Here is a 13,644-nt window from a genome sequence, read left to right on the forward strand (position 1 = left end):
AACGCCCGCTCACCCGGCGGCGAGGTACCAGACCGTCGAGGTCAGCACGGCGAGGACGAGCGTGGCGAAGAGGATCCCACCCGCCACGGGCAGGAACCACCCCGCCGCGCGTCGCGAGCGAACCGCCACGAGCTTGACCACCACGGCTCCGACGACAGCGCAGCCGATCACGCCGTGGACGACGGTCCGGGTGGGGACGGGCTCCCCGTCAGCGAGGGTGCCCGACTCGAGGCCGATCGCCCACACGCAGTGGTAGGCGACGAAGACGGTCAGCACGAGGGCGACGGCTCCCGACGCGCGGTGGGCCGGACCGACCCAGGCCGGCGCCGGACGGCCGAACCTGCCGTACATCCACAGGGCGCCGAGAAGCTGCAGCACCGTGAGCACGGCGATCACCACCGACAGCACGACCTTCATGGAGATCACGGTGCGGAAGCCCAGCGTCGTCGTGCCGGCGAGCGTCGGGTCGTGCACCTTGCCGAACACGCCGACGAGCAGGGAGACCACGGCTCCCGCGGCGAACGCCGCCAAGGGGACGACCATGCTTCGCGGCTGCACGCCCCCTGTCAGGCCCTCTGTCATGCCGTCAGGATGCTCCCGACCTCCCATGCGCGTCGAGCGCGCGTCCGACGCAGGATGCCCGGCCGCGCACTCACGCGACCGGGCATCCGACGAACGGGACCGCTTCGGGTTAGCCCGCCGACGCCGGCAGGTGGATGGTGAGCGACCGGGCCTCACCCTCCTGCAAGGTCACGACCGTGGAGCCTTCCTCCGTGGACGACCCGTCGTACCAAGCCTTCTCGCCGGTGTAGACGTTCTCCAGGCGGATCCTGAACTGGCCGGCGGGCAGCGTGACCGGACTGAACGTGTTGCCGCCGAACACGTCGAAGTCGCCCATGTGGCGGCCGGTCGTGCTCTCGACGAAGCCGATCCAGCCCTCACCGGCCGGCGACCCGTCGGACTCGACGAGCTCACCGGCGATGCTGCTGGCCGGCGCGAGCGCCGCCGAGAACGTGCCCGCCCTGCCCGGCTTCAGGGTGACTGCGGTGGCGCCCTCGTAGGTGGTGGAGCCGCCTGACCACTCGGGAGCCCACGGGCCCGCGCCGTAGCCCACGTAGACCACCGGGCGGTAGGTGCCGGCCGCCAGCGGACCGACCGTGTGGCGGCCGTCGGCGTCCGTGACCGCGCAGTCGAAGCACTCGCTTCAGCAGGTCGTCTCGTGGACCCGGACGGAGGCGACGCCCGCACAGGGAATCCGTGGGCGCTACCTCTGGCGAATCGCTCCGAGGAGTGCCATGCTCGATGCAGCACCATCGATCGTTGCGACTGATGATGCAAACTTCATCGAGAAGTCTTTCGCAACTGGCCTTGTTCCGTTTACACTCGTCAGTAGCGAAGGGTTGGGCCCGCACGAACCGCGCCCAGCCCTTCTGCATGTGCTGGCTCGCGCTGTCCCCCTGTCGGTGCGAGCCAGCTCAAGCAGAGAAGGACCCGGATGCCTCTGGCACCCGGGTCCTTCCCTTTGTCCGCTCTGAGTCCGGCCGTCGCGTCCGGAGACGCCGCCGGCGTGGGTCAGCTCCCCGGCTTGTCGCCCCGCTGCGCACGGGTGCGGGCCGAGCCTCGCGACGAGGCGGTCGTCGACGCACCGTTGATGGTGCCGCCCTCGACCGCGTCGGACGTGATGGCGTCGGAGTCGGGCGCCGGGTCGACCGAGGTCACCTGGCCCGACGGGCCGGTCGCAGACGCGTCGGACTCGCCGGAGCGGTCCTTGGCGTCGGCGATGGCCGACTGGCCCTTCGCCGCGAGGTCGCCGGCCTTGTCCTTGGCCGCATCGGCGAGCTCGGAGCCCTTCTCCTTGGCCTTGGTCGCGGCGTCGGCGACGGCCTCCTTGGCGTGGGTCACCTGCTCGGCGGCCTTGTCCTTGAGGGTGGCGGCGTCGGACGTGCCGGCCGTGCCCGCCGTGCGGGAGTCGAGGGGGGTGGCCCACGGGTCGTCGGCCTGCTGCTGCTTGCGGAACGCCGCGACGGCGGCCACGGCTGCCGCGGTCAGGCCGACCGCGATGAGCCACTTGCCCTTGCCGCCACGCTTCTTGGCCACGGCGTCGCCCTTCAGCACGGCGTACGCGTCCTGCGCACGATGCCCGCTGACGGCTGCGGTCTCCCTGGCCTGTGCCGCGGCCTGCTCGAGGTGGGGCTGGGCCGCCTCTCGGGCCTGCTCGGCGCCCGCGGCGAGGGCGGCGGCAGCCGTGGCGATGGCCGCGCCGACCTTGGGCAGCACCGTGTCGACGAGCGTCGACTGGGCAGCCTCCACCCGTGGCTTCGCGCGGTCGGCGGCCTCGTGCAGGGCCTCTCCGGCGACGTCCCTGGCGGTGGCCGCGGCGTCCTGGAAGCGCTCGCGGGCGGTGTCGGCGGCGTCGTGGAGCGCGGGTGAGGCTGCCTCCCTCGCTGCGGCGAGGCGGTCGCGGGCTGCCTCTGCGGCGTCGTGGAACACCGGTGCGGCGGCCTCGCGAGCCGAGTGCGCCCGCACGAGTGCGGCCTCCCTCGCTGCTGCGGAAGCCTCGCTCGCCGAAGCGGCGGCGTTGTGCTTCAGCGCGTCCAGGCGATCACTCGCGGCCGAGCCGAGGTCGGCTGCTGTGGCGCGCGCCTGGTCGACGGCAGCCTCCGTGCGGGACTGCTTGGTTCGGAACATTCGTCCTCCTAGGTCCACTCGTCCTTACCCATCCTGCCAACTTCAGGGACGCTCCGCACGACCGTCCGTCGTGGGCGTCGCCTGCTCGGGGCCGGGTGCGTCGTGTCCCTTGAGGGGATCCTGCCCGTGGTGCCCGGGAACGGTCGGCGGGTGGTCGAGACCCAGCACGGTGTCCTCGAGCGTCGTGTCCTCGAGCGACTCGCGGGTGGGTGCCGGCACGTCGCCCGCGGCCGCCCCGAACCCGCTGTCCACAGGAGTGTCCGGGCCCGGATCGCCCTGACCGGCAGCCGGGTCCGCCGTCGGGGACTCCGGGTCGACCGGGTAGGGGTCCCCGCCGGTCACGTCCGTCGCGCCGGCAGCCGCCGCGGCGCCCGTGGCGGTGGTCGGCCCGGACGTGTGGCCCTCGGCGACCTTGTCGACACCGTGGCCGACCTGCTCCTTGACCTTGGCGACCTTGTCGGCGTACTTGCCCTCCGTCTTCTCGTCGATCTTCGACGCGGCCGTCTCCACGTAGCCGTCGATCTTCTCGCGGTTCTGGGCGGCGTAGTCACCCGCCTTCTCGCGCGCCTGCTTCGCGGCCGCGGCGGCCTGCTCCTGCAGGTGCTTGGCCTTCGTCTCGAGGTCGAGCTCTTCGGCCTTCTTCTTCAGCTTGTCCAGAAACGACATCGGCACTCCGTCCTGCGCCGGTGTTCACCGGCGGCTATCGGGTCGCGTCCCCGGTGGGGATGGGAACGATCCTTCTCCTTGGGCAACGGCGGGTCCAGCCGTGCCGTTCCGCATTTCGCAGATGCCCGTACCCGGGAGCGGGCGGCCGGCGGCACGGCATACGTGCGCGGTCATGCGAGGATTGGGCCCATGAAGGCAACCCTGCACACGAACCACGGCGACATCGTCGTCGACCTCTTCGAGCACCAGGCCCCGAAGACGGTGGAGAACTTCGTCGGCCTCGCCAAGGGCGAGAAGGAGTACAAGGACGAGGCGGGTCGCACCAACCCGACGCCGTTCTACGACGGCCTGATCTTCCACCGCATCATCCCGAACTTCATGATCCAGGGCGGCTGCCCGATCGGTCAGGGCTTCGGCGGCCCGGGCTTCACGTTCGACGACGAGATCAGCCCCGACAAGGACTTCACCAAGCCCTACATCCTCGCCATGGCCAACGCCGGCAAGCGCATGGGCAAGGGCACCAACGGTTCCCAGTTCTTCATCACGACCGCTCCGACCACCTGGCTCCAGGGCAAGCACACCATCTTCGGCGAGGTGGCCGACCAGTCCTCGCGCGACGTCGTCGACAAGATCGGCACCGTCCCGACCGGCGCCAACGACAAGCCGCTCGAGGACGTCGTCATCAACTCGGTCACCATCAGCGACTGACGCAGACGACGCGAACCGACACGGACGAGACCGGCAGGGAGATCGAGTTGTCCGACGACCCGAGCAGCGTCCCGCCGGCCCAGCCGTCGGGCGAGCCGAGCCAGTACGGCCCGCCCGACCCGGCCGGCCAGCCACCGGTGCGCCCCGGCGTGCCGCAGCCGGCCGCCGGTCCGTCCGTGTGCCCGCGCCACCCCGACCGCGAGGCCTACGTCCGCTGCCAGCGCTGCGGGCGGCCCGCGTGCCCCGAGTGCCAGCGGCCCGCCGCCGTCGGCATCCAGTGCGTCGACTGCGTACGCGACGCCGCCCGTTCCACGCCCGACGCGCGCACGGTCTTCGGTGGCCGAGCGACCGACGGCACCCCCGTCGTCACCTACGCCATCATCGGGATCTGCGCCGTCGCCTACCTCGCGCAGCGCGCCAGTGACTCCGTCACCCTGGACTTCGCCTTCGCGCCCTTCCTCGGGTGGAGCGAGCCGTGGCGGTTCGTCACCGCCGCGTTCCTGCACTCGCCGCAGACGATCTTCCACATCCTGCTCAACATGTTCGCGCTGTGGTCGCTGGGGCAGTACCTCGAGCCGATGCTCGGCCGCGCCCGGTTCGCCGCGCTCTACCTCATCAGCGGCATCGGCGGTCAGGTCGCCGTGACCCTGCTCGCGGGCACGCCCACCGTCGCCGACATCGCGGCCGGCGGACGGGGCGCGTGGTTCGGCGCCGTCGTCGGGGCGTCCGGCGCGATCTTCGGCCTGTTCGGCGCGCTCCTGGTGCTGAACCGCCACCTGGGCCGCTCGTCCACCGCGATGTACGCGACCATCGCGATCAACGCGGCGTTCGGCTTCCTCTACCCCGGCATCTCCTGGCAGGCCCACCTCGGCGGCCTCGTCACCGGCCTCGCCTGCGCCGGCGTCATCGTCGCGTTCCGCAAGCAAGGCGTGCGCCGCCTCGTGTGGGTGGCCCTGCTCGCCGTGCTCGCCGTCGTGGTCGGCCTCGCCGTCGCGAAGTACCTCACCGTCCCGGTCGACATCCGCGAGCTGACGTCCGGATGACTCCGTCTCGTCCCGTGAAGCGCCCCCGAGCCGACGCTCGGGGGCGCTTTCTGCATCCGCCCACAGCGAGTTGTCCACCGGCTGTGGAAAAGCCTGTGGATGTAGTTACACGCGTGTCATTCATCCCCAGCTGGGGAAAACTCTGTGGACAGCCGGCGGGCCGTGCGCGCGGACTTGTGCACGGGGGTTGTCCACAGCTGTGGAGGAAAATGAACGACGCCGGCCGTCCACAGGTGTGGACAGCCGGCGCCGGGAAGGCTGTGGGCAGGTGTGGATGCCGATCGAGCCCTCACCGCCACCGCATCGTCATGATGAAACCCGCCATGAGCAGCACGAAGCCCACGCCGAGGTTCCACACGCCGATGGACCCGATCGGGAACTTGTACTCCGTCACGTAGTACACGACGATCCACAGCAGCCCGAGGACGAGCAGCGTGATGAAGACGGGGGCCCACCAGGTGGGGTTGGGCTCGGCGGCCTTGCTGGTGCGGGGCGGGACGTATGCCGCCGCCTTGTGGTCGCGGCCTTTGGACTCGGGCACAGCACTTCTCCTTGGTCTGAGTTGAGCCAAGGGTAACCAATGAGGTGCCCCGCGTCCCCGCGCACGGAACCTCCGCTCGACCGGCCCGCCGCAGGAGGCACAATGGTGGCGGCGCGGACCGTCCGCGCGAGCGAGGACCCGACATGAACGACGCCGACCGTCCCGAGGCACCCGAGCCTCCCGATGGTGCGCCGACCGTCGAGCCCGCTGCGCCCGCCGAGCCCGCTGCGCCCGCCGAGCCCGTTGCGCCCGTCGAGCCCGTTGCGCCCGTCGAGCCCGCGCCGGCACCGAAGGTCCGCCGGCGCCTCACGTGGGGGGTGCTCGTGCCGGTCGTCACCGCGGCCGCCGGCCTGATGTTCGCGATGAGCTTCCAGGCCGCGCAGGGCCGTGACCTGCGCGCCGACCGCGACCTGCCGCAGCTCATCAAGGAGGGCACGGTCCGGGTCCAGGAGAAGTCGACCCTCCTCGACGAGCTGCAGCGTGAGGTCAACGCGCTCGCCAAGACCAACGCGCCCGCCGACGACCACATCTCCACCCTCAACCGGGCCGCCGACGAGCTGGCCGGCACTGCTGCGACGACCAAGGTCAGGGGCGCCGCGATCGAGGTCACCCTCGACGACGCCCACCGCACGGCCGACTCCCTGCCCGACGGCTTCACGGCCGACGACATCGTCGTGCACCAGCAGGACGTCCAGGCCGTCGTCAACGCGCTCTGGTCGTCGGGCGCCGAGGCGATGATGATCCAGGACCAGCGGGTCATCTCGACGAGCGCCGTGCGCTGCGTCGGCAACACGCTCATCCTCCAGGGCCGCGTCTATGCCCCGCCCTATCGCATCACCGCCATCGGTGACGTCGACCGGCTGCAGCGCGGACTCGACGCCGACCCGTCGGTCACCATCTACAAGCAGTACGTCGACGCGGTCGGTCTCGGCTACGGGGTGCACACGCACAGCTCGATCGAGTTCCCGGCATACTCGGGCTCGGTGGACTTCCAGTACGCCTCGCCGATCCGCTGACCCGCCCCCGAGCCCTGTCTGAGAGACACCGCATGACCAGCCCAGCCCGCATCCTCGTCGTCGACAACTACGACAGCTTCGTCTACACGATCGTCGGCTACCTCGAGCAGCTCGGCGCCGAGTGCACGGTCGTGCGCAACGACGCCGTCGACGCGAACGAGGCGGCGGCATACGACGGGGTGCTCGTCTCGCCCGGCCCCGGCACGCCCGAGGGGGCGGGGGTCTCGATGGAGATCATCCGCGAGTGCGCGCGCATCGCGAAGCCGATGTTCGGGGTGTGCCTCGGACACCAGGCGCTCGGCGTCGTCGCGGGGGCGACGGTCGGGCGCGCGCCCGAGCTGCTCCACGGCAAGACGTCGCTCGTGCACCACGACGGCACCGGCATCCTCGAGGGTCTGCCCGACCCGTTCACCGCGACGCGCTACCACTCGCTGACGATCGACCCGGCCACGCTGCCGGCCGCGCTCGTCGCGACGGGGCACACCGACTCCGGCCTCGTCATGGCCGTACGCCACCGCGACCTGCCGCTGCACGGCGTCCAGTTCCATCCCGAGAGCGTGCTCACCGAGGGCGGCCACCGCATGCTGGCCAACTTCCTGGCGATGTGCGGCGACCCCGGCGCGGTCGAGCGTTCGGCCGGGCTGAGCCCCCTCGTCACCGCCGCCGTCTGACGGGCCCCGCCACCGTCGGCGAGCCCCTCATGTCGAGTGCCCACTCTCCGACGGCGGAGAGTGGGCACCCGACAAAGGGGTCAGGGCAGGGTGAGGGTCGTCGGCGGAGGCGTCGTCGGCGGGTTGGTGGTCGTCGTGGGCGGCGGGGTCGGTGTGATGGTCACCGTCGCGTTCGGTGTCTTGGCCACCTTGACGACGATCGTCGTGCCGCGCTTGACCACGTCACCGGCCTTGTCGACCGCCAGCACCTCGTCGGGGTTCTTCTCCGAGTCGACCGACTGCTTGCGCGGGTCGAGGCCGGCGTTCTGCAGCGCGACGGCCGCCAGCGCCCAGTCCTTGCCGACGAGGTCGTCGGGCACCTTGACGTTGCCGGTCGCGTAGAAGATCCGGATCTTCGTGTCCTTCGAGACGACGGCCCGCGCAGCGGGCTCGGTCTTGGTGACCTTGTCCTTGTCCTGGTCGGGCGTGTTCTCCTGGGTGAAGCCCGCGACGGCGAAGCCCGCCTTCTCGAGCTCGGACCGCGCCTCGTCCTTGTCCATCCCCGTGACGTCGGGCACCGTCAGGGTGTCGGGACCGGAGGACACGACGTACTTGACCGTGGTCTGGGTCTGCACCCTCGTGCCGGCGCTGGGGTCCTGGCTGACGACCTCGCCCTCGGGCACGGTCGTGCTCGGGGCCGAGCTCTTCTGGCCGCGCAGGTTGTTGGTCGCCAGCGTGCGGGCGGCGGCGTCCTCCTTCATGCCCTCGAGCGTGGGCACGGCCACGGTCGGCACCGTCGTGGGCGCCTGGTTGCCGAACCACGTGACCGCCCCCCAGCCCACGAGGGCGAGCAGGGCGATGACGAGCAGGGTGATGAACGCGGCCTTGCCGCGACCGCTCTTGCGTTCCGCGCCGTCGATCTCGTCGTGACCGACCGCGGGCAGGCCGGCGGTGTTCTGGTAGCGGTCGCGGCGCGCGCCGACCGGGGGCTGCACGGCCGTCGGCGCGCCCGCGGCGGCATACGCCTGCGGGAGCGTCTGGGTCGCGGCAGCGCCGACGGCGGCCGCGGTGCCGAGGGCGGCGGCGCTGATCTGGCGACCGAGCCGGACGTTCTCGAGGTCGTCACGGAACGCCGTCGCGTCCTGGTAGCGGGCCTCGCGGTCCTTGGCGAGGGCGTGCAGGGTGACGGCGTCGAGGTCGCCGCCGACCGCGTCGTTCCACACGCTCGGCGGCTGCGGCAGCTCGCCGACGTGCTGGTAGGCGATCGCGACCGGCGAGTCGCCGACGAAGGGCGGACGACCGGCGAGCAGCTCGAAGAGGAGGCAGCCGGTCGAGTAGAGGTCGGAGCGCTCGTCGACGGTGTGACCCTGGGCCTGCTCGGGCGAGAGGTACTGCGCCGTGCCGACGACCGACTGGGTCTGCGTCATCGTGGCGGCGGTGTCGGCGATGGCCCGGGCGATGCCGAAGTCCATCACCTTCACGTGACCGGTGCTCGTGATCATGACGTTGGCGGGCTTGATGTCGCGGTGGACGATGCCCATCCGGTGGCTGTAGGCCAGCGCGTCGAGGATGCCCTCGGTGACGCGGATCGCCTCGGCCGGGTCGAGCTGCTGGTGGTCGGTCAGCCGCTGGCGCAGGGTGTGCCCGTCGACGTACTCCATGACGATGTACGGGAGGGTCGTACGCGTGCCGTGCGGCCCGTCGGCCACGCCCTCGTCCTCGCCGGAGTCGAAGATCGCGACGATGGCCGGGTGGTTGAGTCCCGCGGCCGACTGCGCCTCGCGGCGGAAGCGCATGAGGAAGTTGGCGTCGCGCGCGAGGTCGGAGCGCAGCATCTTGATGGCGACCTGGCGGCCGAGCCGCGTGTCGTGGCCGAGGTGCACGTCGGCCATGCCGCCTCGTCCGATGAGCTCGCCGACCTCGTAGCGTCCCCCGAGGACGCGGGCTGCGGTGGTCACGTCGTTCGCCTCTGCTCGTTCGTGAAGTGCTCGTCCGGGTGCTGGGTCATCGTGGTCCGCTCGTCGGGCGCCCGCAGGTGGCTGCTCGCGCTGGTCGGGTCGGTCGGTCATCGGTTCAGCACCGCCTCCATGACGTCGCGGGCGATGGGGGCGGCCACACGGCCGCCGCCGACCTCGCTGCCCTTGACGCCGCCGTCCTCGACGACCACCGCGACGGCGATCTTCGGGTCGGTGGCGGGGGCGAAGGAGATGAACCAGGCGTGCGGGGGCTTGTCGAGGTCGTGCTGGGCGGTGCCGGTCTTGCCGGCCACCTCGACGCCGTCGATCTTGGCGCGGGCGCCGCTGCCGTTCTGCACCACCGAGACCATCATCTTGGTCAGCGTCGACGCGGTCTGCTCGGACACGGCCTGCGACAGCTCGACGGGGTCGGGCGTCGACTCGATGATGTCGAGGTTGGCGCTGCGCACCGAGTCGATGAGATAGGGCGTCATGACGCGGCCGCCGTTGGCGATGCCGGCCGCCACCATCGCCATCTGCAGCGGGGTCGTGCGCACCTCGAACTGGCCGATCGCGCTCTGCGCGGCCTGCGGCGCGTTGAGGTCGGCGGGGACCGAGCTGGTCGCGACGCGCATCGGCACCTGCAGCGAGTCGCCGAAGCCGAACTTGGCGGCCTGGCCCCGCAGCTTCTCGCCGCCCAGCTCGAGGCCGAGCGAGCCGAACGCGGTGTTGCACGAGATCTCGAGCGCGTGGATCAGCGTCGTCTTGTCGTTCGGACCGCACGCGCGGCCGTTCTCGTTGGGCAGCGGGGTCTTCGTCAGCGGCAGGTCGAGCTCGGGCGGGCCCGGCACCGAGGAGTTCTCGTCGGTGACGACGCCGTTCTCGAGCGCCGCCGCGGCGGTGACGACCTTGAACGTCGAGCCGGGCGGGTAGACGCCGCTGATGGCCCGGTTGAGGTACGCCTTGTCCTTGTCGGTCGAGAGCGTCTGCCACGCCTTCGCTGCCTTGGACAGGTCGTGGCTCGAGAGCGGGTTGGGGTCGTAGGTGGGGTGGCTGACCATCGCGAGGATCGCGCCGGTCTTCGGGTCGAGCGCCACGACCGCGCCCTTGTTGTCGCCGAGGGCCTTGTCGGCCGCCGCCTGCGCCTTCGGGTCGATCGTCAGCTCGATGGTGGCGCCGGAGGTCTTGCGCCCGGTGATGAGGTCGGTGACGCGGCGCACGAAGAGGGTGTCGGCGTCGCCGGAGAGGAGGTCGTCGGACGCGTGCTCGAGACCGTAGGGGGCGCCGACGGCATACGAGTAGAAACCGGTCAGCTGGGCGTAGAGGTCGCCCTGCGAGTAGGTGCGCAGGAAGCGGTACTGGTCCTCGACCGGCACCGACTTCGCGATGGCCTGGCCCCCGGCGATGATCGAGCCGCGCTCGCGCGAGTAGCTGTCGAGAAGGGTGCGCTTGTTGGTCGCCATGGCGTTCAGCGACTTGGCCTGCGTGAACTGCACGATCGTCGAGGCGACGAGCAGCGCCGTGAAGAGGCAGGCGATGACGACGGACAGGCGGCGGATCGGGGTGTTCACGGCAGCTTCACCACCTGGGTGGCCTCGGCCGGCGACGGGTCGTCGACCGCGACGCCCACCGGCATCTCGGGCATCGGGCGACGCGCCTGGTCGGAGATGCGCAGCAGCAGCGCCATGATCACCCAGTTCGCGAGGAGCGACGAGCCACCCAGCGACATGAAGGGCGTCGTGAGACCGGTCAGCGGGATCACCCGGGTGACGCCGCCGATGACGATGAACAGCTGGAAGGCGACCGAGAAGGAGAGGCCGATCGCGAGGAGCTTGCCGAAGCCGTCACGCACGCCGAGAGCCGTGCGGATGCCGCGCTCGCAGAAGAGCAGGTAGAGCACGATGATCGCGACGGCGCCGAAGAGGCCGAGCTCCTCGCCGAGCGCCGGGAAGATGAAGTCGCTCTCGGCGAAGGACGTGAGGTAGGGCCGGCCGGCGCCCAGACCCGTGCCCGTCAGTCCGCCCGAGGCCATCCCCCACAGGCCGTTGGCCAGCTGGTTGGACCGCTCGAGGTTGTCCTGGGAGAACGGGTCGAGCCACAGGTCGACGCGCTTCTGGAAGTGCGTGAAGGCCGACAGCGCGAAGGCGACCGCCGCGGCGAAGAGCAGCAGCCCGATGGCGATCCACGACACCCTCTCGGTCGCGACGTAGAGCATCGCGACGAAGAGGCCGAAGAAGAGCAGTGCCGAACCGAGGTCCTTCTGGAAGACGAGGATGAGCAGCGCGAGCACCCACGCCACGAGGATCGGGCCGAGGTCGCGACCGCGGGGGAAGGTGAAGCCGAGCACCTTCTTGCCCGCGAGCGAGAGCACGTCGCGCGTCTGCACGAGGTAGCCGGCGAAGAAGACGGCCAGCGCGATCTTCGCGAACTCGCCCGGCTGGAAGTTGAGCGGCCCGATGGAGATCCAGATCTGCGACCCGTTGATGGTGCGCCCCAGACCGGGCAACAGCGGCATCAGCAGCAGCACGAAGCCGGCCGCCATCGTCACGTAGGTGTAGCGGCGGAGCAGCCGGTGGTCGCGCAGCAGGAACAGCACGCCGACGGCGAGGGCCACCGCGAGCGTCGTCCAGATGATCTGGCGGTACGCGTCACCGTCGCTGCCGAGCTTGCCGCGAGCGAGGTCGAGCCGGTGGATCATGACGAGCCCGAGACCGTTGAGCACGGTGGTGATCGGCAGGAGCACCGGGTCGGCGTACGCGGCCTTCCAGCGCAGCACGAGGTGCACGGCGAGGACGAGCACCATGAAGCCGCCGGCGACCGGGATGATGTTGGCCGGCACGGTGCCGTTGCGGTTGAGGTCGGTGGTGACCCACGCGAGCAGCACGATGCCCACCGCGAGCAGCAGCAGTACGAGCTCGGCGCCGCGGCGGGTGCGCGGGGTGAGCGGCTCGACGGTCGTCGTCACGTGCCCACCCCCGAGAACGCGGCGGCGACGGCCGGCGGCGTCGAGACGGACGGGTTGGGCGTCGCCGGCACGGGCGACGTGGGTGCGGGGGTCGTCGGCGTGGCCGGGGTGGTGGGCAGCGGCGTGGTCGGCGTGGGGGCCGGGCTCGTGCCACAGGGGGTGCCGGCCGCTGCGATCTGCTGGCAGCGCTGGGCCTCGGTGCGCAGGGCGGCGACCTTGAGCTCGGCGTCGGCGAGGTCGCGCGCCGTGATCGTGTTGCCGACGGAGCCCTGCACGTCGGTGGGCAGGTCGGACACGAGCACGTCGGACTGCGACTGCACGTGCGAGAGGCGGATCGGGCCGAGGTCCTGCGAGACCCCCTGGAAGATCGCGACGTGGCCGGCGTCGGCGGCGACGTAGTACTGCTTCTGCGACCAGGCCCACGCGGCATACCCGCCCCCGGCGAGCACGGCGAGCACGAGCACGAGGCCGATGGTGCGGCGCACGACCTTGGATCGCTTCGACCGGGACCTGTCCTCGGCCAGCTCGAGGCCGTCGTCGTCGGGGTGCGGCCGTCCGGTGGCCTCACGCGAGAGGGCCGCCGCCTTCTCGGCCGGGCTCGTCGGGATGGCACGCGTCTTGTTGCGCATGCGCTTGCCCGCGGCGCCGACGACCTGCGGCACGGTGGTCGGCAGGTCGTCGCCGTCGGCGTCGACCACCTCGGCGACGATCACGGTGACGTTGTCGCGGGTGCTCGCCTTGAGCGCGACCTCGATGCAGCGGTCGGCCGCCTCGTCGGGCGTGCGCGCCTCGCGGAGGATCTCCTCGATGACGTCGGCGCCGACGAAGTCGGACAGGCCGTCGGAGCACATGAGGAAGCGGTCGCCGATCTTCGCCTCACGGAGCGACGTGTCGGGCTCGTCGTCGGGCTGGCCGGTCATGACGCGGGTCACCACCGAGCGTTGTGGGTGGTGACCGGCCTCGTCCTTGCTGATGCGGCCCTCGTCGATGAGCTGCTGGACGAACGAGTGGTCCTTGGTGATCTGCGAGAACGTGTCACCACGGAGCATGAACGCGCGTGAGTCGCCGATGTGCGCCATGGCGAGCTTGTTGCCGGTGCGCAGCATGACGATCGTCGTGCTGCCCATGCCGGCCAGGTCGGTGTTCTCGCGCATCGCCTTGGTCAGCTTCGCGTTGGCCGAGTGCAGCGCCTCCTCGAGCAGCGGGATCGCCTGGTCGGCGGTCACGTCCTCCTCGTCGAGCGGCGCGAGCTCGCCGACGATCATCGAGCTGGCGACGTCGCCCGCGGCGTGCCCACCCATGCCGTCCGCGAGGACGAGCAGGTTGGGGCCGGCATACCCGGAGTCCTCGTTGCGGGACTTGGGTCCCAGCCCGAGGTCTGAGCGCGCGGCGTAGCGCAGGGCGATGGCCAT

General features: G+C 71.2%; 13 protein-coding genes. 4 read left to right on the forward strand and 9 right to left on the reverse strand.

Annotated features, from left to right (window positions below; translation table 11 throughout):
• Positions 1 to 9: 9 nt before the first annotated feature.
• The 4 genes from ACYVNR_RS19945 to ACYVNR_RS19960 all read right to left on the reverse strand — a co-directional run bounded on the left by ACYVNR_RS19945 (position 10) and on the right by ACYVNR_RS19960 (position 3,354).
• Positions 10 to 582, reverse strand: a complete 573-nt coding sequence (locus ACYVNR_RS19945) for a DUF6529 family protein (RefSeq protein ID WP_461050477.1) — start codon at positions 580 to 582, stop codon at positions 10 to 12.
• A gap of 109 nt (positions 583 to 691) precedes the next feature.
• Positions 692 to 1,123 carry a hypothetical protein gene (locus tag ACYVNR_RS19950; protein ID WP_461050479.1) on the reverse strand — a complete coding sequence of 144 codons (432 nt, stop codon included), beginning with the start codon at positions 1,121 to 1,123 and terminating at the stop codon, positions 692 to 694.
• 449 nt (positions 1,124 to 1,572) lie between these two features.
• Complete coding sequence (locus ACYVNR_RS19955) at positions 1,573 to 2,688, reverse strand: hypothetical protein (protein ID WP_461050481.1); 1,116 nt, start codon at positions 2,686 to 2,688, stop codon at positions 1,573 to 1,575.
• A gap of 42 nt (positions 2,689 to 2,730) precedes the next feature.
• Positions 2,731 to 3,354, reverse strand: coding sequence for an antitoxin (locus ACYVNR_RS19960; RefSeq protein ID WP_461050483.1), 624 nt, complete (start codon positions 3,352 to 3,354; stop codon positions 2,731 to 2,733).
• Between the two features lie 189 nt (positions 3,355 to 3,543).
• Between ACYVNR_RS19960 and ACYVNR_RS19965 the strand changes: the two genes are divergently transcribed.
• Both ACYVNR_RS19965 and ACYVNR_RS19970 read left to right on the forward strand, forming a co-directional pair.
• Positions 3,544 to 4,062, forward strand: coding sequence for a peptidylprolyl isomerase (locus ACYVNR_RS19965; protein WP_045188955.1), 519 nt, complete (start codon positions 3,544 to 3,546; stop codon positions 4,060 to 4,062).
• Between the two features lie 137 nt (positions 4,063 to 4,199).
• Positions 4,200 to 5,105 carry a rhomboid family intramembrane serine protease gene (locus ACYVNR_RS19970; RefSeq protein ID WP_045189382.1) on the forward strand — a complete coding sequence of 302 codons (906 nt, stop codon included), beginning with the start codon at positions 4,200 to 4,202 and terminating at the stop codon, positions 5,103 to 5,105.
• A gap of 289 nt (positions 5,106 to 5,394) precedes the next feature.
• Here ACYVNR_RS19970 and ACYVNR_RS19975 read toward each other — a convergent pair whose 3' ends face one another.
• Entirely contained in the window at positions 5,395 to 5,646 is a 252-nt protein-coding gene (locus ACYVNR_RS19975; RefSeq protein WP_045188953.1) for a cell division protein CrgA, read from the reverse strand.
• Positions 5,647 to 5,789: 143 nt separating this feature from the next.
• On the opposite strand from ACYVNR_RS19975, the gene ACYVNR_RS19980 reads away from it, so the two are divergent.
• A complete protein-coding gene (locus ACYVNR_RS19980) occupies positions 5,790 to 6,662 on the forward strand; it encodes a DUF881 domain-containing protein (RefSeq protein ID WP_461050486.1) in 873 nt (290 codons plus the stop codon).
• Between the two features lie 32 nt (positions 6,663 to 6,694).
• Positions 6,695 to 7,333 carry an aminodeoxychorismate/anthranilate synthase component II gene (locus tag ACYVNR_RS19985; protein WP_461050488.1) on the forward strand — a complete coding sequence of 213 codons (639 nt, stop codon included), beginning with the start codon at positions 6,695 to 6,697 and terminating at the stop codon, positions 7,331 to 7,333.
• Positions 7,334 to 7,413: 80 nt separating this feature from the next.
• Here ACYVNR_RS19985 and pknB read toward each other — a convergent pair whose 3' ends face one another.
• The 4 genes from pknB to ACYVNR_RS20005 form a co-directional block, all read right to left on the reverse strand.
• Positions 7,414 to 9,270 carry a Stk1 family PASTA domain-containing Ser/Thr kinase gene (gene pknB / locus ACYVNR_RS19990; protein WP_461050490.1) on the reverse strand — a complete coding sequence of 619 codons (1,857 nt, stop codon included), beginning with the start codon at positions 9,268 to 9,270 and terminating at the stop codon, positions 7,414 to 7,416.
• A 107-nt stretch (positions 9,271 to 9,377) separates the two neighbouring features.
• The gene (locus ACYVNR_RS19995; RefSeq protein ID WP_461050492.1) at positions 9,378 to 10,838 is read right to left on the reverse strand and encodes a peptidoglycan D,D-transpeptidase FtsI family protein; all 1,461 of its coding nucleotides are present in this window, start codon (positions 10,836 to 10,838) and stop codon (positions 9,378 to 9,380) included.
• Positions 10,835 to 12,232 carry an FtsW/RodA/SpoVE family cell cycle protein gene (locus ACYVNR_RS20000; protein ID WP_045188943.1) on the reverse strand — a complete coding sequence of 466 codons (1,398 nt, stop codon included), beginning with the start codon at positions 12,230 to 12,232 and terminating at the stop codon, positions 10,835 to 10,837. The genes ACYVNR_RS19995 and ACYVNR_RS20000 overlap by 4 nt, the downstream gene beginning before the upstream one ends.
• Positions 12,229 to 13,644 carry a PP2C family protein-serine/threonine phosphatase gene (locus tag ACYVNR_RS20005; protein ID WP_461050494.1) on the reverse strand — a complete coding sequence of 472 codons (1,416 nt, stop codon included), beginning with the start codon at positions 13,642 to 13,644 and terminating at the stop codon, positions 12,229 to 12,231. Before ACYVNR_RS20005 ends, ACYVNR_RS20000 begins: the two co-directional genes overlap by 4 nt.

The sequence above is a fragment of the Terrabacter koreensis genome (assembly GCF_054783315.1).